We start from the raw sequence: 19,676 nt of genomic DNA on the forward strand, positions 1-19,676 counted from the left end.
GGAGGGCACCGCCCCGTTGGCATGATGCCCGCCACGTGCGGGAGAAACATGATCATGCCTCCTCCGAAGGGCGGGCCCACCCCGTGATCAGGCTACGTCGAGCCGGGCGTCCTGGCACCGCCAGCCGCCTATGACGTCCGCCGTGAGCCCGTCTGTCCCCGACTTGTCCGGCCCTCGCGCCTGCCGGCTCGCGCCTTGTTCCGGGCCATCGCGGATCCGGCGGGGAGGATGGCGGCATGAGGCCCGCGATCCACAGGTATGGTCCTGATCCGGATCAGTTCGGTGAGTTGTGGCTGCCCGCGGATGACGCCGGCGCCTCGCCCACCACCGGCGCCCCCACCACCGGCACGGTGATCTTCTTGCACGGCGGGTTCTGGCGGGCGCGCTATGGCGCCTCGGAGGGGTGGCCGCCGGCGGCCGACCTGGCTCGGCGCGGATACACGGTGTGGAACCTGGAGTATCGCCGGGTCGGCCGGGGCGGCGGCTGGCCGGCGACGTTCGCGGATGTCGCGGCCGGAATCGACCTGCTCGCCGACCTGCCTGTCGACAGGTCACGAGTCGTGGCTATCGGGCACAGCGCGGGTGGCCACCTCGCGACGTGGGCGGCCGGCCGGGCGAAGCTGCCCGCCGCGGCGCCGGGCGCCGGGCCGCGGGTGGAGCTGACGGCGGTGGTGTCCCTCGCGGGCGCGCTGTGGCTCGCGGACTGCGCGCGTGGCGGCGTCGGCGGCACGGCCGCCCTCGACCTCATGGGCGGCGGCCCGGACGACCTGCCCGAGCAGTACCGCCTGGCCGACCCGTCCGCGGCCATCCCGCTGCCCTTACCTGTCCTGTGCGTCCACGCCCGCGCCGACGACGAGGTCCCGTTCGACCAGAGCGTCCGCTACGTCGAGGCCGCCACCGCGGCCGGCGCCACCGCGAGCCTGCTGGAAGCCCAGGGCGACCACTACACCCTGACCGATCCCTCCTCGCCCGACTGGTCCCTGCTCGTCGACCTCCTCCCCGGCCTTCTCAGCGCCAGCTAGAGCCTTTCCGTCGTCGTGTTCTCCCTGCTGGCCATACCGAGGCTGGATCTCGCGCCCACGAGGCCCGGCATCGGTCCGAGCCCGACGACATCGGGTCCGAGCCGGAACGAATCGCCGCCTACGAACTCACGCCCGGCCGGCCGTCGATCAAAAGATCACCTTTCCAGTCATTCGACTGAAGCGGCGCACGCGCCCGTAGGCCACCATCTGACAAACGGTGCCCGGCAGTCGCCCGCGCCGATCTATCGAGGGGACGACGATCGTGACCGAGCCCACCAAGCCGCCGGTGGTCTTCATTCACGGCCTGTGGCTGCACGCCAGCTCATGGGAACCGTGGATCGAGCTGTTCGCGCAGGCCGGCTACCAGGCCTCCGCACCGACCTGGCCTGGCGAGGCCAGCACCGTCGCCCAGACCCGGGAGAACCCGGACGCGGTCGCCGACTTCGGCATCGAGGAGGTGACCGACCATTTCCGGAAGGTCATCGACGGCCTCGGGGTGAGGCCGATCGTCATCGGGCACTCGTTTGGCGGTCTGTTCGCCCAGAAGCTGCTCGGCGAGGACCTCGCCGCCGGGGCCATCGGCATCGACGCCGCGCAGATCAAGGGCGTCCTGCCGCTGCCGCTCTCCGCGCTCCACTCGACCTTGCCGGTCTTCAAGAGCCCCGCGAACCTGCACAAGGCGGTGTCGCTGACGGCCGAGCAGTTCCGCTACAGCTTCGGCAACGCGATCGAGCAGCCGGAGTCCGACGAGCTGCACGAGCGCTGGACCGTGCCGTCGCCCGGAAAGCCGCTGTTCCAGGCCGCCGCGGCGAACTTCTCCCTGCACTCCCCCGCCAAGGTCGACACCGACCTGGCGCCGCGAGGGCCGTTGCTGCTCATCGCCGGCGGCAAGGACCACACGGTGCCCGAGGTCATCACGAAGTCGACGGCGAAGCAGTACCGGCACTCCTCGGCCGTCACCGACGTCACCACCTTCGCCGACCGGGGCCACTCGCTCACGATCGACGGCGGGTGGCGCGAGGTCGCCACGACCTGCCTCACCTGGCTGGGCGCGCAGGGGCTGTAGTTCTGTTCCCGACGTTGGCCCACAGCCCACGGCCCGGCGCGTGTGCGTCGGGCCGTGGGCGTCTGAACTGCCCGCTCCCGGGGTCGCCGCCCGCATGGGCGGGCGGCGACCCCGGTCAGCCGGTCAGCCGGTGAGGGTGATCAGCCGGTCGGGTGATTACTTGGCACGGACGTAGGTCTTCGCGTCCGCGCCCTCGTAGAGCGGAGCCACGATCTTGAGACGGACGTCGGCGGTCGCGTCCGGCTTGACGATGAAGGACTGCCTGGTCGGGGAGATACCCGGCTTCGAGTAGTCCAGCTTGCCGGTCAGGCCACCGGTGTCCAGCGTCGTCAGGCCCTTCTTCGCGGCGACGATACCGGCGGGGGTCAGGTCGCCGGCGGCGCAGGCCGCTTCCAGGATCTTGGCCATCACGGTCGCCGTCGCGTAGCCCGTGGAGAGCGCGGGGGTCGGGATCGCGTCGGGCTTGCCCACCGCCTGCCGGTAGGCGGCCAGCACGGTGGCGGCCTCGGCCGTCGGTAGGGTGCCGTTCCCGCCGGCGAAGTAGAACCGGTCCAGGATGACGTCCTTCGCGTCGCCGGTGAGCAGGTCCGGCGTGTAGGTCGGGCCGTTACCGACAAGCGGGACGTTCAGGCCCTGGGTCTTGGTCGCCGCCGCGAGCGCGGCGGTCTGCGTCGGCGTTCCGGTGATCGCGATGACCCCGACGCCCTGGCCCTTGAGGGCAGTCACCTGCGAGCTCAGGTCGTTCTGCAGGGGGCTGACCTTCTGTTCGAAGACCTGGGAGCCGTTCTGCTGCGCCCAGTACTTCACGCCGGCGTCGGCGTTGGTGCCGTACTCGCTGTCGTGGTAGATGTGGCCGACCTTGACGCCCTTGGCGATGAGGCCCTTCTCGAGCAGGTAGTCCAGGCCGTTGATGGACTCGACGTCATAGGTCGAGCCGACGATCGTGTAGTTCGGGTTGTCCGAGATGGACTGCGACCAGGCCAGCGGGATCGCGACCATGTCGTCGGCGGTGATGTCCTCGGACAGCGCGGTGGCGATGGCCGAGCCGAGCACCATCTGCATCGCCGCCACCTTGGGCTGCAGGGCGGCGTACTCGGTGGTGGCCTTCTGGACGTTGTAGCCGGTGTCGGCGTTCTCCAGCTTGACGGTGTACTTCCCGCAGATGCCGCCGTTCTTCTGGTTGTAGTCCTTCCAGAAGTTGTCATAGGCGATCGCGAGGTCCTTGCCGCTGGCGGCGAAGAAGCCGGTCACGTCGTTGAGGTTGCCGAGAGTGAGCTCGGTTCCGCTGATCCCCTGGCCGGTCTTGACGACCTTCGCGCTTCCGCTGGCCGCGGGCGTCGCGGGTTTGTCGTCGTCGCCCTTGGTACTGCAGGCGGCGGCCAGCATGGTGACCACCGAGAGGCCTAAGGCCAGCGAGACGCGGCCTGCTGACCGCCATCGCGGCCCGTGGCCCCGCCCAGCCATGACTGAAGACATAGAGGTTCCCTTCTTTCCCCCGGCTCGCCCGAATGGCGAGTCCGACACACGTCGTCTGGCAGGTTTCGACCCGGCGGTTCTTCAGCCGCCGGAATTCGCGTTGGCCGGCGCGCCCGCCGGGACGGACGCGACCTCGCCGGTCGCGTCCGCATCGGCGATGCCACCCGCCGAGGCGCGCTCGCCGCCCGGCGGAGCGGTCCCACCGCCGTCGGGTGGTAGCCCGCCGTCCGCTCGGCGCAGCGCCGCGGCGCGGCGCCGGCGCACGAGGGAGTAGGCGATGCCGGCGAGCCCGCGCGGCTGGAAGAGGACGAAAAGGATCACAGCGATGCCATAGGCGTACTTGGCCGCCTCCGCGGAGGTGACGCCACCGCTGCCCGGTTCCGCCAGGAACGGCAGGTTCTCGCTGTACTGCTCGAGCAGCAGGGGCAGCCCGATGACGAAGACCGCGCCGGCCATGGCGCCRCCGACCGAGCCAAGACCGCCGAGCAGGATGATCGCGAGGTACTGGATCGAGACCTCGACGGTGAACGACTCGGGCGCGACGCTGCCGATCGACAGGGCGTACAGCACCCCGGCCAGCCCCGCGTACATCGAGGAGACGAGGAACGCCCTGGCCCGATAGCCGGTGACGTCGATGCCGGTGACCGCGGCCGCGATCTCGCCGTCCCGGACCGCCCGCAGCGCCCGCCCGGGCCGGGACCGCAGCAGGCCGTAGGCGAACCAGGCCGCGAGCACGACGAGGACGAGGCCCAGGTACCAGAGCCGCTCCGAGCGGCCGAACGGCACGCCCAGCACCTCGAGGCCGGAGTCGTCATCGTCGAAGACGAACCCGAACAACGAGAAGTCCGGGGTGCGCCGACCGTTGTAGCCGCCGGTAACCGTGGACGCCGAGTTGAGCACATGCTGGCCGACGAACACCAGCCCCAGCGAGGCGATGCCAAGGTAGATCCCGCGCAGCCGCGCGGCGACCGGGCTGAACAGCAGGCCGGCCAGCCCGGAGATCAGGACGGCGAGCACCATCGCGAGAAGCGGCGACAGGCCGAGCCCGCCCAGGTGACGGCTGCCCAGCGTGCTCGGCTCGCTGGCCAGCCAGCAGTAGCTGATCGCCCCGACGGCGAGGAAGAAGGCGTGCCCGAGCGAGAGCTGGCCCGTGGTGCCGACGAGGATCGTCAGACCGATCGCGCCGATCACCGCCGCGAAGATCGAGAAGCCGACCCGCAGCCAGAACTCCTCCAGGTACAACGGCAGCGCCGCGAGGATCAGCAGGGCCACCAGCAGCGACACCAGGGGAAGCCGGGTGGCGAGCGCCGCGCGCGGCCCGGAGGAGACACGAACGTCAGACACGGGCCAGCTCCCTCGTACCGAACAGGCCGGTAGGACGCGCCAGCAGGACCGCCAGCATCAGGACATAGGGCACGGCCCCCCCGAAGTCGCCGCCGAGGAACCGCAGATGTTCGGCATAGCCGGCGATCAGTGACTGGACGACGCCGACAAGCACCCCGCCCGCCAGCGCGCCGGTGGTCGAGTCCAGGCCGCCGATGATGGCGGCCGGGAAGGCGAGGAACGCGACGGTGCGGATCGACGGATCCAGGCCGGGCGTCGGGCTGCCGGTCAGGAAGACGGCGGCCACGGCAGCGAGCCCGCCGGCGACCAGCCAGGCCAGGGCACTGACCTGCCAGTGCCGGATCCCCATCAGCGCGGCCGCCTCCGCGTCCTCGGCGCTGGCGCGCAGCGCCACTCCCCAGCCGGTGAACCGGAACGCGGCGAAGAACGCCAGGATCAGGACGGCCGCCGTCCCCATGGCGATCAGCCGGTTGTAGGAGAGGCCGACGCCGCCGACCGAGAAGGCGCCGGTCCCCCACGGCTGGTCCAGCGAGAGCACTCTGGAGCCGATCCGCCGGGTCAAATCGGTCGCGATCACGATGTCCAGGCCCAGCGTCATGATCGTCAGAGCGGCGACCTGTCCCTGGCTGGCCAGCCCCGTGCCCCGGCCCACCCGGGAGAACAGCAGCCGTTCGAGGGCGACGGCCAGCAGCGCCGTGCCGGCGACGCCGATCGTCACCGCGGCGGCGAACCCGATCGACCCCGCGAGCCGGGCGGTCACGTAGGCGCCCACGAAGAGCATCGAGCCGTGCGCGAAGTTGAGCACCTCGCTCGCCTTGAAGATGATCACAAATCCGAGCGCGATGAGCGCGTACACCGCGCCCTGCGAGATCCCGTTGACCAACAGCGAGACGAACGTCGTCACGGCTGCTCCTTCCCTGTGCTGACCGCTGGGGTGTCCTCGTCGCCGGTGCCGAGATAGGCGCGGATCACGGCGGGGTCGCGGCTCACCTCGGCCGGGGTGCCGTCGGAGACCACCCGGCCGAAGTCGAGCACCGTGACCCGGTCGGCCAGCGACATGACCATGGTCATGTCGTGCTCCACCAGCAGGACCGTGATCCCGAGGGAGGCCCGGATCGCCCGGATCGTGGCCGTCATCTGGGCGGTCTCCACGGCGTTCATGCCGGCGACCGGCTCGTCCAGCAGCAGCACCCGCGGCTCCGTCGCCAGCGCCCGCGCCACCTCGACCCGCTTGCGGTCGCCGTACGGAAGGATTCCGATCGGGACGTGCAGGCGCTCTCCGAGGTCGAGGAACTCGGCGATCTCGCGCGCTCTGGCCCGGTGCAGCCGCTCCTCGTGCCGTGCCGAGGGGATCCGCAGGCCGGCGCTGAGAAAGCCCGTGCGCATGAGGTGATGCCGGCCGATCATGATGTTGTCGAGCACCGACTCGTACGGGGAGCCGGCCAGGTTCTGGAACGCGCGGCCGACCCCGAGCGCGGTGACCCGGTGCGGCCGCTGTCCGGTCAGCACCGTGCCCCCGAGCAGCACCCGGCCGGACGTCGCCCGGTACACCCCGGAGATCACGTTGAACAGCGTCGACTTCCCGGCGCCGTTCGGCCCGATCACCGCGTGGACGGTCCCTGGCTCGGCCCGCAGTGACACGTCGGCGAGCGCGGCGAGCGCCCCGAAGCGGACTGTCACGCCCTCGACCACCAGCGGGTCGGCCACCGCCAGCGAGCCGGCTACTCCGGCCGGCGCCACCGCGCTCATCTCGACTCCTCCGCGGGCGCGTTGCCCTGGTCAACCGCGGCACCGACCCGCGCGCGCGGCCGGGACAGGACCCGGCGGGTGGGCGGCGGCTGCCACCGGGACAGCGTCCGCGCCGGGCTCGCCGGCCGCGGCGGTTCCGCGCCCGGGGACGCGGGGCTCGCGGAATCCCCTGGAGCGGGGGGCTCGGTGCCTGGGGCGGGCTCACCCGCGACCGCCAGGTAGCGCCTCGCGACCTCGTCGGAGGCGGCGAGCTCGGCGGACGGCCCCGACAGCGACGTGCGCCCGAGCTCCAGGACGAAGGCCACCTCGGAGAGAGCRAGCGCCATGGCGGCGTTCTGCTCGACGAGGACGACCGAGACGCCCTGGGCGTTGATCTCCCGGATCGCCGCGCCGATCTTGCCGATGATCTGCGGGGCGAGCCCCAGCGACGGCTCGTCGAGCAGCAGCATCCGGGGCGCCGACATCAGGCCACGGCCGATCGCGAGCATCTGCTGCTCGCCGCCGGACAGCAGCACGGCCCGGGAGTGTCGCCGTTCGGCCAGCAGTGGGAAGAGCTCGTAGACCTGATCACGGGCCTGGGCGCGGGCCGCCCGGCCGCGCACCGACATCCCGCCCGCTCGCAGGTTCTCCTCGACGGTCAGCCGGCCGAAGATCCGGCGGCCCTCGGGCACGTGCACCAGGCCGAGCCGGACGATGTCCGCCGCGCCCCGGCCGGCGAGGTCCTGGCCGTCGAACCGGAGCGCGCCGGCGGTGACCTTCGCGCCGTGCATCCCCAGGGTGCCGGACACGGCGCGCAGCAGCGTCGACTTGCCGGCGCCGTTGCCTCCCAGCACCGCGACGACCTGCCCGGCGCGGACGGACATCGTCACGCCGCGCAGGGCCCGGACCACGCCCGCATAGACAACCTCGAGTGAATCGACGGCCAGCAACTCCGGCTGGCTTCCAGCAACCACGCAGGACCTCCGCGGCACCCAGGACCCGCTGATCCCAAGATCAACGAGAGATAGTTGCACAATGAAACGTGTCTCAGGTCACTAGGATTGCGGTATCAGGCCGGAGACRCAAGAGACTCGGGCAAACACGCACAGCGCCGGCCAGGCCGGGCGGTCGGCCGCCGGACTCGCGCCACCCGGGCCAGGGCAGGCCAAAGACCCGGCTCACCCGACCCGCGCCGACGACCGAACGGAGCCGGGCGCGAAACGGGTGGTCACACCCGTCGCGAACTCCGCCAGCGAAGATCAGCAAGCTGATGGAGACCACGCGCCGAGACCGCCAGGACTGTCGCGACCGAGCAGCCGGCACCGCGTTGCCGTGGTCGCCCATGCGAGACCGATCAGCGCGCGAGCAGCCGATCCAGGTCAGCGCGGAACGCGTTCGCGGCACCGCTGGTGACCGGTACGACACCCGAGTAGCTGTGTCGTGGGTCACAAGGATCACCGCATATGGYGGCAGGCGCAAGTGATCCGGAGCGATGAGGTGTGAGACCGCCCGGCGATCGGCCATCCGACGGGTGCATGGCCATCCGCCACACCCGCATGGCCTCGCGGAAGCGCGAGGCGCGCATGCGTCCGGGCGAGGTTCAGCCGGCAGAGCCCTTGGCTCAATGCGGCCGCTTCGGCCAGGAGCTGGCCGGTGGCATCGCCGGGTCGTGAGCTTGATCAGTGGTTCGGCAGCCGGATCCGAACCGGCGAGAACTCGGGTTCGGATCCGGCTACAGTCCTGGCGATCTTCCTCGCCGCGGGCGGGCGGGCGTCGCCGGGGAAGGACTAGCCGCGCAGCGGGCGGCCGAACTTGTCGCGGACGTTGCCGGTCAGCATCATGATGCCGTCGATGAGCGACCAGATGCCGAGGCCGCCACAGGTGAGCAGCTGCGCGACCGCGATCCCGTAGTCGCCCAGGTACCAGCGGCCGGCACCCACCCCGCCGAGCAGGATCTGCAGCAGACCCGCCGTCAGCTTGTCCTTGTCCGAGAGCGGCTCACCGGTGATCTGGTGCCGGCCGAACGGCGCGGACGGGTCGGCGCCGTACGGGGGGTAGCCGGGTGCCGGCGGATAGCCCGGGGCTGGCGGATAGCCCGGACCCGGCGGATAGCCGCCCGGCTGCCCATACCCGGCGTTGGGGTCGACGCCGGGCGGGTATCCGCCGGTGGGGGGGTATGCCGCGTTCGGATCCCCGTAGCCCGGGGCGGGCGGGTATGCCGCGTTCGGATCCCCGTAACCGGGGGCGGGCGGGTATCCCTGGCCGGGCTGCGGGTAGCCCGCGCCAGGCGGCGGCTGATCGGGTCCGGGCTTCGCGAACGGGTCCGGCATCTGGCCAGGCGCTGGGGTCGTCATAGGGGCTCCAAGTGTTCCCGGACTGGGCGGAACCGTACCAGCGACGGTCAGGACGCGGGAAGGCGCGGTCCGCGACGCGACACCGAGTCGTACGGACGGCCAACAAACGGCTATCGGTACGGAGGGCGCACTACCGGCCCACACCGACGGCGGCGCGTCCCACCGGCCCGCCGTGGCTCACAGTGGCAAGGTCACCGCGAAGAGGGGCCGGTGCCGAACGGACATCCCGGCCAACCCGACAGACAGCCGGTGGCCGGAGCTCACGCATGGACAACCTCTCGGTGATCGCAGGCGCGCGCGGCGAGCGGCCCAGGCCGCCCGGCTCGACGACGGTACCGGTGACGATGAACCGCCGGACCACCACCAGGGACGTCGCCACCAGCACCACCAGGACTGACGGCGCCCACGCGGCTGCCGGCACCGACGCGCCCGTACCGACGCGACCGCGCGAACGGACCCTCGCGACGTCCGACGCCGACGCCAACGCCGAGGCGCCGACCATCACCATCGCCCTGCCCGTGCCGCGACGCGACGAGTCCCCGCGGTCCTCGCGGATGAAGGGCCGGCCGGCCCCGGCCGACGGCCCCGACACCGGCAGGGCGTGGGACCCGCGCCGGCGGCCCCGCGCGCGCGACGGCGCCACGGCGGCACCGCACGCGGCGTCGGCGGCGGCGGCGTCCGGCTCGGCCAGGGCGACGTCGGACCCACTGGGCGGCCGGGTCGAGCGCCTGCTGCGCGAGCGGCTCGGGGTGACCCTTCGCGCGCCCGGTCGAGGCGGCCGGATCTTCCTCACCATGACGGGCGGCGCGGTCATCCTGATCGCCCTCGGCTCGGTGGTGCTCGGCATCGGCGGCGGGCCGGCGGCGCTGCGCCCGCTCACGCCGGTGACCACCACCGCCCCGGCGGCGGCGACGGCTGAGCCCCGCCAGCCGGTGAACGAGGTGGCGGGCACCCCGATCACCGCCACACGGACCTACCTGCTGACCTCCTACGCACCCGGCCGTGGCCACCCGAGCCGGGTGGAGGCCTCGCCGCGCGAGCTACCCGTCGGTCGGCGCTACCAGCACCTCCCCCGCCGCGGTGACGACCACATGTCCGTCGCGGAGGTCGTCTTCCCGCTGTTGCCGGCGCCGGCGGCCTGCGTGAGCCGAGTGGAGCTGCGGCTCACGCTGCTCGCGACCGAGGGCGAGCCGCGGGACGAGGGGCCCTACCCGCTGGCCGCCTACCCGTCGGCGCTCACCGGGCTCGCCGCCGGGAAGGTGCCGGCCACGGTCCCCACGCTCGACCTGGTCGCGAACCGCCCCCGAGGCAGCCTCGACTGGACCCGCTACGACGACACACAACCGGCCGGCGACCAGACCGCGACCGGCCAGGCCGGCGGCGACCTGGCGGCGGCCGGCCAACCCGCGAGCGACGGGGCGACGACCGGCCAGCCCACCGTCGGCGGCCTGGCGGCGGCGGACCAGCCCGCCGGCGGCGATGCCACGAGAAAGGCGCCGCCCGCCGGGCCCCGAGAGGTCAGGGCGGACGTGACCGAGCTCTACCTGCGCTGGGTCGCCGGCATGCCGACGGCGCAGGGAGAGATCAGCGTCCCGCTCGGCACGCCGCTGGTGCTGGCCGTGCGCCCCGCCTTCACCAACATTCTCGGCACCTGGCTGCACACCTACGGCGGCAGCGACACCAGCGCCCCGCCGCGCCTGGTCTGGAACCGCCTCATCCACTGTTCTCCCCGGCCGGCGGCACCGTCCCCCCCGGTCGCGCCCTCCCCGCGGGTCGACTAGGCGGGGCACGAACCGGGCGACGGGCGTCAGGCGACGGGTGTCAGGCGTCGATGCTCAGCGCCGCGATCCGGTCCAGGTGCTCGCCCGCGTCGCCGAACGTGGCGACGAGGCGCTTGGCCCGCTTGTAGAAGAAGTGCGCCTCGTGCTCCCAGGTGTAGCCGATCCCGCCGTGATACTGGATCATGGCCGCGGTCGCCCGCTGGGCCGCGTCGCCCGCCTTGGCCTTGGCGACCGCGACGGCGAGCTCGGCGTCCGGCAGCTCGGCGTCGACGGCGTGCGCGGCGTAGAGCACGGCGTGCTCGGCCATGAGGACGCCGACGTGCAGGTCGGCGAGCGTGTGCTTGATGACCTGGAAACCGCCGACCGGCCTGCCGAACTGGACCCGGGTCTTGTCGTACTCGATGGTCCTGGTCAGCGCCGCCCGGGCGATGCCGACCAGGTCGGCGGCGGTGAGCACGGCGCCGCGCCGGTTCAGCTCCGCGAGCACGGCCGCGTTCGACTCCGGCAGCCGTTCGCCGGTGGCGCCGTCGAGGACGAGCCCGCCGAGGCGGGTGGTGCCGTCATAGGTGTCGAGCGCCGTGACGGTGACGGACGGGGACGCCGGGTCGACCAGGTAGAGGCCGATCCCGCCATCCGGTTCCTTCGCGGCGACGACCGCCGTCCGGGCGACCCCCGCGTACTCGACCGGGGACGCCGTCCCGGTCAGCCGCGCGCCTCCCGGGCCGGCGTCGGCCGTCACGCCCACCCCGGACTGGTCGAACGACCCGCCGGGTGCGCGCAGCGCCACGGTGGCGACCAGCTCGCCGGCGGCGAGCGGGCCGAGCACGGCCGCCCGCTGGGCGGGTGACCCGGCGAGCCGGACGGCCTCCCCCGCGAGCACGGTCGGCAGCCACGGCCCGGGCACGGCGCCGGTGCCGAACGCGCGGGCGAGCACCTGCGCGTCGAGCAGGCCGAGACCGATCCCGTCGTTCTCCTCGGGCACGAGCACGGCGAGCCAGCCCTGCTCGGCGAACGCCTTCCACAGCTCGGCCGGGTGGCCGTCGCCCGCCGTGTCCTCGAACACGGCGCGCACGGCCGTCAGGTCGAACCGGTCGGCAAGGTAGTCGCGGGCGGTCTCGGCGAGCGCCCGTTGTTCGTCGGTCAACGCGAAGTACACGGCGATTCCCCTACCGTGGCAGGCCGAGCACCCGCTCGGCGACGATGTTGCGCTGCACCTGCGACGAGCCGCCCCAGATCGTCACCGATCGGGTCCAGAACGCCTCGTACTGCAGCGAGGCGAGATCGAGGTCCTCGACGGGAGAGGTGACGACCCCGTCCAGGCCGAGCAGATGGTCGAAGGTCTCGAAGAGCTTCTGGTAGGCCTCCGACCACTGCAGCTTGGTGATCGACGACTCCGAGCCCAGGTCGCGGCCCTGCTCGACCTGGGTGAGCACGTGCATCGCGTGGTAACGCAGGCACTCCAGCTCGACCAGGCGGCTCGCGAGCTCGCGGCGCAGCGTCGGGTCGGTGTCGCGGCCGAGCCGGCGCGCGGCGGCGACGATCTCGTCGTAGCCGCGCCGGAACGTGGCGTACTGGGAGATGCCGGACGCGCCGCGCTCGAACGACAGCAGCATCATCGCCGTCTTCCAGCCGTTGCCGACGCCGCCGAGGCATTCGGAGGCCTTGACCCGGGCATCGGTGAAGAACACCTCGGCGAACTCACTCGCGCCGCTGATCTGGCGCAGCGGGCGCGCCTCGACGCCCGGCTGGTGCATGTCGATGAGCAGCATCGAGATGCCGCGATGGGCCTCGCTGCCCTGCTCGGTACGCACAAGCGCGAACAGCTTGTCGCCGTGCATGGCGTTGGTCGTCCAGATCTTCTGGCCGTTGACGACGTACTCATCGCCGTCGAGCACGCCGGACGTGCGCAGCGCCGCGAGGTCGGAGCCGGCGCCCGGCTCGGAGAAGCCCTGGCACCAGATCACCTCGTTGCGCAGCATCGGGCCGATGATGTCGCGCTTCTGCTGGTCGGTGCCGATCGCCATCACGGTCGGCGCGAGGAACGTCAGACCAAGCCCGTTGGCCGACAGCGGTGCTCTGGCAAGCGCCATTTCCTCGTCATAGATGGCTTTCATCCCTGGGGTGCCGCCGAGGCCGCCGTACTCCGTCGGCCAGGCGATGCCGCCGTAGCCGGCCTCGTACTTGCGACGTTCCCAGTCGCGGCGCAGCTCGAAGCCCTCGTCGTCGGGGACGGTCCGCCAGAAGCCAGGGTCCCGCCAGGCGGCTGGAATGTTGGCATCCAGCCAGCCGCGCAGCTCCGAGCGGAACTTCTCCTCCTGCGGGGTGAACGTCAGGTCCATGGTGCTCGCTCCGCGACTCGTCGGTAACGTCGACTCGTTAGCAATGTTGACTCGTTAGTAACATGACGGCGGATCAGGTGACAGCTGACGGCCCCGTCGCCGATCGAGCCGCGGCCCTGCGAGCCGCCGCTGTGTCCGGACGGGGCACCTGCGGGTCGGGCAGCTCGTTGTAGCGCGCGAGCAGGCGGCCGAAGACGGCCAGGTCCTCGTCGGGCCAGCTGTCCAGGCGGGTCTGCATCCGGGCGCGCAGCACCTTGTCCACGGCGTCAAGCGTCGACTGGCCGAAGACGCTGACCCGGACGAGCTGGACGCGRCTGTCGACGCGGTCGGGCTCGCGGTCCACCAGACCCGCGGCGACCAGCTCGCTCAGCTGCCGGCTCACCGTCGACTTGTTGAGCCGGAAGAAGGCGACCAGGTCGGCGGCCCGCGCCTCACCCACCTCGGAGAGGTACAGCAGCAGCGAGTACGCCGCCAGCGACAGCCCCGGGTGCAGCTCGCTCGCCTCCCCCCGGACCCGCCGGACCAGCTGCGCGAGCTCGCTGTAGATGGCCGCGGCCAGATCCTCGCGCCCGGACCCGGCGGTCCGTTCCGTCATCCCTGCTCCCCTTGTACGGCCATCCTTGCCCCCTACTGCCCGCGATGGGCTCCAAGCGCGCCAAAGGCGCCGTCGTGGCGCCCCTTCCCCCCGAACAATGCCTGGGACGGGCTCCGCGGACGCGCGGCCGCGCCAACCCGCAGGTCAGTACGCCCTCGCCCGCGGCCACATGCGCGCGTGGAGAAATTTGGTTGAGTTAGGCAACTGAAACCGTATGACAGTCTGCCGGGTCGCGGCCCGACCGGGCGCACTATCCCGGCCGGAGTGGGCCGAAGCGGACAGCCCCGACGGCGACTGTCGCCGCCGCCCGGCACGATGGTGTCGGGCGGCCCACCCGCGCGCCCGCCCGCCCGCTCCCCGGTCGCAGGAGCCAGGAGGTAGACCCGATGACCGGATCGGCCCGTTCGGCCGGCCCCGCCCCCACATCGAGCGTCCCGACCATCGAGGTCGGCGGCGGTCTCGGCCGGCTCGGCCCGGCCGGGCGGGCGGCGGCGTTGCGCCGCCTCGCCGAGGAGACGTTCGACGTCCTCGTCATCGGCGGTGGCGTCACCGGCGCGGGCACGGCGCTCGACGCGGCGTCGCGCGGCCTGTCCGTCGCCCTCGTCGAGGCCCGCGACCTGGCGGCGGGCACCTCCAGCCGCTCCAGCAAGCTGATCCACGGCGGCCTGCGCTACCTCGAGCAGCTCAACGGCGCGCTCGTGCGCGAGGCGCTGCGGGAGCGGACGCTGCTGCTCGACACGCTCGCCCCGCACCTCGTCCGCCCCGTGCAGTTCCTGCTGCCGCTGACCCACCACGGCTGGGAGCGCGCCTACATCGGCAGCGGGGTGCTGCTGTACGACACCCTCGGGCAGGGCCTGTCCCGGATCGGCCCCGGCGCCGGCGCTCCACGTGCCCCACGGTCGGCGTTGTCGACCGGAGAGGGACCCCGCGCCGGCGGCCTGCCGATGCACCGGCACCTGACCCGCAAGGCCGCGCTGCGCGAGTTCCCGTCGCTGCGCCCGGACGCGCTGGTCGGCGCGATCCAGTACTGGGACGGCCAGGTCGACGACGCCCGGCACACGATGTTCGTCGCCCGCACCGCCGCCCGGTTCGGTGCCGCGGTCGTGACGTCGGCGAAGGTCGTCGGCCTGCTGCGGGAGGACCAGGACTCGTCCCCGACCGGCGAGGGCGGCCCGGGAGACCCGCGGGTGACCGGCGCGATCGTGCGCGACCTGGAGGCGGGCGAGGCCACCGGCTCCCACGGAACCCAGGAGATCCGCGTCAGGGCACGGCAGACGATCAGCGCCACCGGCGTGTGGACCGACGACCTGCACGCGCTGCTGGGCCGGCCGGGGCCGGTGTCCGTGCGCGCGTCCAAGGGGGTCCACCTGGTCGTCCCGCGTGACCGCCTGCTGGGCGCCACCGGGCTGATCCTGCGCACCGAGCGCAGCGTCCTGTTCGTCATCCCGTGGGGCAACTACTGGATCATCGGCACCACCGACACCGACTGGGAGCTGGACCTCGCCCACCCGTCCGCGACCCGCGCCGACATCGACTACCTGCTCGACCAGGTCAACCGGGTGCTGCGCGCCCCGCTCACCCACGACGACATCGTCGGCGTCTACGCCGGCCTGCGCCCGCTGCTCGCCGGCGAGTCCGACGACACGGCGCAGCTGTCCCGCGAGCACGCCGTCGTCGCCGCGGCGCCCGGGCTCACGATCGTCGCCGGCGGGAAGTACACGACCTACCGGGTGATGGCCGCCGACGCGGTCGACGCGGCGGTGGCCGGGCTCGCGAGGACGGTCCCGGCGTCGTGCACGGAGAAGGTCCCGCTGCTCGGGGCCGACGGCTACCACGCGGTGTGGAACGGGCGCGAGCGGCTGGCCGAGCGCGCCGGCCTGCCCGTCGCCCGGATCGAGCACCTGCTGCGCCGGTACGGGACGCTCGCCGAGGAGCTCGCCGATATGATCATCGCCGATCGGCGGCTGGCCGTGCCCCTGCCCGGCGCCGAGACCTACCTGGCGGTCGAGGCGATGTACGCGGCCTCGCACGAGGGCGCGCTGCGCCTGGAGGACGTGCTGACCAGGCGGACGCGGATCTCCTTCGAGGCGGCGGACCGGGGCCTCGCGGCCGCCCGCCCGGTGGCGGAGCTGATCGCCCCGGTGCTCGGCTGGGACGAGACGCGGACACACGCCGAGGTCGGGCTGTACGAGGCCCGCGTCGCCGCCGAGCGCGCGTCCCAGCGGGCGGACGACGACCCGTCCGCGGACGCCGCCCGCCTCGCCGCCCCGGACGCCCGCCGTCTCCCCTCCGTCCGTGCCACCCCGCGCCCCGAGCCGGCCGCCACCCTCGCGCCGGCGGACCCTGAGACCGAGCCGGCGACCCCGGCCGCCGGGGTCTCGATCAACGCGGCCGCCGCCAGCGCCGCGGCCGGCCTGCGCGCGGCCCGCCGCGTCGTCGTCGGCAGCATCGCCGGCTCCCGCGCCCAACCGCCCGGCCCGGCCACCGGCGACACCAGCGACACCGGCCCCGGCCATTCCGGCGGCACCGCCGCCTGACGCAGCTTGATGACGGATCTGGTCCCACAGCGAACCTGGCCTGCCGGCGCCGTGCACCCGGCGTCGGCAGACGACCCACGCCCGTATACCGAGGTTCACACTTCCCGCGCATTGCAGTGCGCTTGCCATCACTGGGAAGCATGCGCTACCTTTGTCCGTAGCGCGTGATCTCAACTGACGACGGCTGGCGTCCGCCTCGGAGGCAAGGAGCCTTGCTCCGCCGTCCCTAAATAGCCGTGCCCCGGGCGGCATGCGAAGCAGAGGCGTGCCCGGGGCGTACCGCAGAACCATACCATGCGGCACGAGCCGCGTCACGACCTCGCACGCCTCGGAGAGCGCCATGGACACCGCGCCGCCCCTCTGGATCCACGACATGCTGTCGGTCCCGCGCTTCGCCCCCTACGTGCTGGCGGCCCATGGGGACGCCGACCAGGCGATGCGCCTGTACTGGTGGAACGTGGAGGCTTCCGCGGCCTTCTACGGCCCGTTGCATTGCCTCGAACTGGCGCTTCGCAACTCCATGAACGCACGCCTGAGCTCTCACTACGGAACCGCGGAATGGTGGACCGTGGCGCCGCTCAACCCAATCGGCACGCGCAAGGTGAGCGAAGCCCGATCCGACGCCCGGACGCGACGTCTCCGGACCACGAGCGCCGACGACGTCGTCGCTGCACTCACCTTCGGTTTCTGGGTGTCCCTGCTGAGCAGAGGATACGACCGGCTCCTATGGGTTCCGGTCCCTCACAAGGCTTTCCCTGGCTACGCCGGCAGGCGTCACGATCTTCACGATAATTTGATGGCGATGCGATTGTTCCGTAACAGGATTATGCACCACGAACCGATTCACCATCGCGATCTTATCGCGGACCACGCGAAGATCTTCCGTCTCATCGACTATATATCACGGGACGCGGCGCAATTCGTCGCGGCCCTCGACCGTGTGCCCGACGTCTTGGCGCGGAAACACTCACTCCTCGACGACAGCCATCGGTCCAGTTTCTAGCCCAGTCGTTTTCGGACGTCCGCCCAAGGCGGACCTGCCAGATTCAGGTCTCTGAATGCCGAGCGGAGAGAAACGCGTCTCAGCAGCCGATATCGCACGGCTGGCCGAGATAAGACCGTCCACCGTCAGTAACTGGCGGAAACGACACAGCAGCTTTCCCGTAGCGGTCATCGAGAACGGCCGTGAGATGTTCGCCCATGGCGAGATCTCAGCATGGCTGGATCAACGAAAGATTGCCGCGGACGACCTACGGCCAAACGAGAGGCCCGGCGCGACCTACGGTGACCGGTTCCGGCAGAGGACACCAGCACGGCCCGCCACCAGGACACTCAAGGATCAATCCGAGTCTCTCTGGAGAAACGTAAACCGGCTGCGGATTCTAGGCATCCCGCACGCTCTTCCCCTAACCCTCACCATCCTGTGGGCACGGTTTTTCATGCCGAGCTCCTGGCCTGACGTCCGACGGTATGCTCTCGCCGAGGGCGACCTGATCAGTGCCCTCGAACACTGTGTTCCGCCCGACGACCGAGACTTTCTGGAAAACTCGCGTCTCCACGGCACCGCGGCCGGCGCCGGAGAGTCACGTGCGCTCCAGCAGATAATAGCGGAGGTCGACGGCCTCGACTCGGCGGGCGTGAGCGATGGGCCGGCATTCGCGCGCCTCCTCGCCGAGGATATTGTCGCCCGCTTCGCCGCGGCCGAGGGCCGGGCAGGCGCCATTGCTACTCCGGGATTCCTGGTGGATCTCGTTATGCGACTGGTCCGCCCCAAACCCGACGAGAGGATATACGACCCCTACTGTCGTGCGGGCGAGTTTCTCGCGGGAGCGGCTACATTTATCGGACCATCGGGCGCCGGCGACTGGCTGCCGGAACTGATGTTCTACGGCCTTACTCCGAACACATACACCTTGGCGCTTTCCAGAAACCGGCTGCGACTACATGGGATTCCTAGCGAAGAGATTTACCTGGCCGGAACTCCGCCACGGAGCCAAGAATTCCCCTTCGATGTCATCGTCGCAAATCCTCCTTTCAACATGGATAAATCTAGCTTCGAGGAGCTTCTTGGGACGCCGGCCTCGTTTCCTAATCGTACCGTCAGCAATGCGAACCTAGCCTGGATTCAGTACGCCGCGGAGCATCTCGGAATGGGTGGGAGAGCCGCCGTCGTGATGRCCAACAACGCCGCCTCCTCAGCTCACGCAGCCGAGCGGGATGTACGGTCATCGCTGGTCGAGGATGGCGCCGTCGACGCACTCATATCGCTTCCAGGGGATCTTTTCCAAGCCTCCGCTGTACCAGTCATGATCTGGATTATCAGGCCGCCGCGAGAGCGGACCGGCAGAGATATTCTTTTTATTGACGMCGATGGCGCTGGATCTATGGTGAACCGCACGCACCGAGAGCTCCGCGAGAACGATCTTCAGCTTATTAGCACACTTTTTCAGGAACGGAGGACGGCCCGGTCCGATACGGCGTGCGCACGAGTCGTACCGATACAAGAAATTCGCGAGAACGGCCATTCTCTCAATCCAGGCCGATACATCACACCAGCCTTTCCCGCAATCGATGTCGATCAGTCGCTCGGTCTGGCGGAACGGCTCCACCGGGAGATCTCGGGCCGGGTCTCCGAGTCAAGAAAAATCCACGAGCGCACGGACAGCCTGCTCGCTGATATCGAAGATATGGTACGTGCTCCCGCGGAGCCGGGTCGCCGGGTTCGACTGAGTGACGTGTGCGATCTGCTCGCGGGACCGTCGAGCGCGGCGCTACGACCCGCCAGACCTGGCGAGGGGGTACCAGTGGTCAAGCCGAAGAACCTCGACGAAAACAGACTGACCCTGGAGGGGATCGACCACGTAGACGTCGAAAGCGCCGAGCGACTTAGTCGCTATCGCCTGCGCCCGGCTGACATCGTTTGCGCCAGGACTGGTGGGCTCGGTCGACAGGCAATGGTAGCCGACGATCAGGCTGGATGGCTGTTCGGCACCTCCTGTATACGGCTTCGCCCCTCGCCGGCACTTGACGCACGTTATCTTCTTTACTACCTGGGGCATCCGGTGACGCGCGAATGGATCCGCAGGAACTCGGGGGGATCGGCCATACCTACGCTCACATCGTCCACCCTGGGAGAAATGCCGATCCAAGTGCCCCCAAGCGCGGTCCAGGATGCGGCTGGGCGCCTGCTGGGGGCGCTGGACAGCGAATCTTTTCTCCATCTGGATATCAGTAGAAGAGTCGCCGCGCTACGTGATGAGCTTCTTCCGCTGATCGTATCCATAGAAGAAGATCATAAAGGCACCGCCGACCAGTAGCCTGGAGATCCGGCATCAGATGCCCGAATCGGCCATAGCCGTGGTGCCGGCTTGAGCTCTCCGRCCAGCGGCGTGTCACTGCTGGCACAAGATCGCAGGCAGGCCCGGGCAGGCTGT

The 19,676-nt window shown here is 71.0% G+C and carries 15 protein-coding genes; 6 read left to right on the forward strand and 9 right to left on the reverse strand.

The features are described 5' to 3' along the window. The first annotated feature begins 236 nt into the window (after positions 1-236). Together BL253_RS11175 and BL253_RS11180 are read left to right on the forward strand one after the other, a co-directional pair. Positions 237-1,022: an alpha/beta hydrolase family protein gene (locus tag BL253_RS11175; RefSeq protein WP_076816131.1), complete on the forward strand. Its 786-nt coding sequence runs from the start codon at positions 237-239 to the stop codon at positions 1,020-1,022. Between the two features lie 262 nt (positions 1,023-1,284). Beyond that, positions 1,285-2,088, forward strand: coding sequence for an alpha/beta hydrolase (locus tag BL253_RS11180; RefSeq protein ID WP_076816133.1), 804 nt, complete (start codon positions 1,285-1,287; stop codon positions 2,086-2,088). Between the two features lie 156 nt (positions 2,089-2,244). Here the strand turns inward: BL253_RS11180 and BL253_RS11185 are convergent, their stop codons facing one another. The 6 genes from BL253_RS11185 to BL253_RS11210 all read right to left on the reverse strand — a co-directional run bounded on the left by BL253_RS11185 (position 2,245) and on the right by BL253_RS11210 (position 8,990). After that, complete coding sequence (locus tag BL253_RS11185) at positions 2,245-3,474, reverse strand: ABC transporter substrate-binding protein (RefSeq protein WP_241834711.1); 1,230 nt, start codon at positions 3,472-3,474, stop codon at positions 2,245-2,247. A 171-nt stretch (positions 3,475-3,645) separates the two neighbouring features. Then, complete coding sequence (locus tag BL253_RS11190; RefSeq protein ID WP_076816137.1) at positions 3,646-4,908, reverse strand: branched-chain amino acid ABC transporter permease; 1,263 nt, start codon at positions 4,906-4,908, stop codon at positions 3,646-3,648. After that, positions 4,901-5,812, reverse strand: a complete 912-nt coding sequence (locus BL253_RS11195) for a branched-chain amino acid ABC transporter permease (protein ID WP_076816138.1) — start codon at positions 5,810-5,812, stop codon at positions 4,901-4,903. Before BL253_RS11195 ends, BL253_RS11190 begins: the two co-directional genes overlap by 8 nt. Continuing rightward, positions 5,809-6,657 carry an ABC transporter ATP-binding protein gene (locus tag BL253_RS11200; protein WP_076816140.1) on the reverse strand — a complete coding sequence of 283 codons (849 nt, stop codon included), beginning with the start codon at positions 6,655-6,657 and terminating at the stop codon, positions 5,809-5,811. Before BL253_RS11200 ends, BL253_RS11195 begins: the two co-directional genes overlap by 4 nt. Next, positions 6,654-7,610, reverse strand: coding sequence for an ATP-binding cassette domain-containing protein (locus BL253_RS11205; protein ID WP_076816142.1), 957 nt, complete (start codon positions 7,608-7,610; stop codon positions 6,654-6,656). Before BL253_RS11205 ends, BL253_RS11200 begins: the two co-directional genes overlap by 4 nt. An 813-nt stretch (positions 7,611-8,423) precedes the next feature. After that, positions 8,424-8,990, reverse strand: coding sequence for a TM2 domain-containing protein (locus BL253_RS11210; protein WP_076816143.1), 567 nt, complete (start codon positions 8,988-8,990; stop codon positions 8,424-8,426). Between the two features lie 266 nt (positions 8,991-9,256). On the opposite strand from BL253_RS11210, the gene BL253_RS11215 reads away from it, so the two are divergent. Then, complete coding sequence (locus tag BL253_RS11215) at positions 9,257-10,771, forward strand: hypothetical protein (protein ID WP_076816145.1); 1,515 nt, start codon at positions 9,257-9,259, stop codon at positions 10,769-10,771. 40 nt (positions 10,772-10,811) lie between these two features. On the opposite strand, the gene BL253_RS11220 is transcribed toward BL253_RS11215, so the two are convergent. From BL253_RS11220 to BL253_RS11230, 3 genes are all read right to left on the reverse strand, one after another. Further along, positions 10,812-11,927, reverse strand: a complete 1,116-nt coding sequence (locus BL253_RS11220; RefSeq protein WP_076816147.1) for an acyl-CoA dehydrogenase family protein — start codon at positions 11,925-11,927, stop codon at positions 10,812-10,814. Positions 11,928-11,937: 10 nt separating this feature from the next. Then, a complete protein-coding gene (locus tag BL253_RS11225; RefSeq protein ID WP_076816149.1) occupies positions 11,938-13,110 on the reverse strand; it encodes an acyl-CoA dehydrogenase family protein in 1,173 nt (390 codons plus the stop codon). 73 nt (positions 13,111-13,183) lie between these two features. Beyond that, positions 13,184-13,705: a MarR family winged helix-turn-helix transcriptional regulator gene (locus BL253_RS11230; protein WP_076816151.1), complete on the reverse strand. Its 522-nt coding sequence runs from the start codon at positions 13,703-13,705 to the stop codon at positions 13,184-13,186. Between the two features lie 386 nt (positions 13,706-14,091). On the opposite strand from BL253_RS11230, the gene BL253_RS11235 reads away from it, so the two are divergent. From BL253_RS11235 to BL253_RS11245, 3 genes are all read left to right on the forward strand, one after another. Continuing rightward, entirely contained in the window at positions 14,092-16,242 is a 2,151-nt protein-coding gene (locus BL253_RS11235; protein WP_076816152.1) for a glycerol-3-phosphate dehydrogenase/oxidase, read from the forward strand. Between the two features lie 340 nt (positions 16,243-16,582). Next, positions 16,583-17,245 (forward strand): hypothetical protein, encoded by a 663-nt coding sequence (locus tag BL253_RS11240; protein WP_076816154.1) that lies wholly within the window; start codon positions 16,583-16,585, stop codon positions 17,243-17,245. Between the two features lie 55 nt (positions 17,246-17,300). Beyond that, positions 17,301-19,559 (forward strand): type I restriction-modification system subunit M/S, encoded by a 2,259-nt coding sequence (locus BL253_RS11245; protein WP_081438224.1) that lies wholly within the window; start codon positions 17,301-17,303, stop codon positions 19,557-19,559. Positions 19,560-19,676: the final 117 nt, after the last annotated feature.

Source organism: Pseudofrankia asymbiotica (assembly GCF_001983105.1).
Classification (GTDB): domain Bacteria; phylum Actinomycetota; class Actinomycetes; order Frankiales; family Frankiaceae; genus Pseudofrankia; species Pseudofrankia asymbiotica.

Coding starts and splice junctions, on each gene's coding strand:
- BL253_RS11215 (WP_076816145.1), top strand. CDS start 9,257: ATGGACAACCTCTCGGTGATCGCAGGCGCGCGCGGCGAGCGGCCCAGG.
- BL253_RS11235 (WP_076816152.1), top strand. CDS start 14,092: ATGACCGGATCGGCCCGTTCGGCCGGCCCCGCCCCCACATCGAGCGTC.
- BL253_RS11185 (WP_241834711.1), bottom strand. CDS start 3,474: ATGCTGGCCGCCGCCTGCAGTACCAAGGGCGACGACGACAAACCCGCG.
- BL253_RS11200 (WP_076816140.1), bottom strand. CDS start 6,657: ATGAGCGCGGTGGCGCCGGCCGGAGTAGCCGGCTCGCTGGCGGTGGCC.
- BL253_RS11175 (WP_076816131.1), top strand. CDS start 237: ATGAGGCCCGCGATCCACAGGTATGGTCCTGATCCGGATCAGTTCGGT.
- BL253_RS11225 (WP_076816149.1), bottom strand. CDS start 13,110: ATGGACCTGACGTTCACCCCGCAGGAGGAGAAGTTCCGCTCGGAGCTG.
- BL253_RS11240 (WP_076816154.1), top strand. CDS start 16,583: ATGGACACCGCGCCGCCCCTCTGGATCCACGACATGCTGTCGGTCCCG.
- BL253_RS11210 (WP_076816143.1), bottom strand. CDS start 8,990: ATGACGACCCCAGCGCCTGGCCAGATGCCGGACCCGTTCGCGAAGCCC.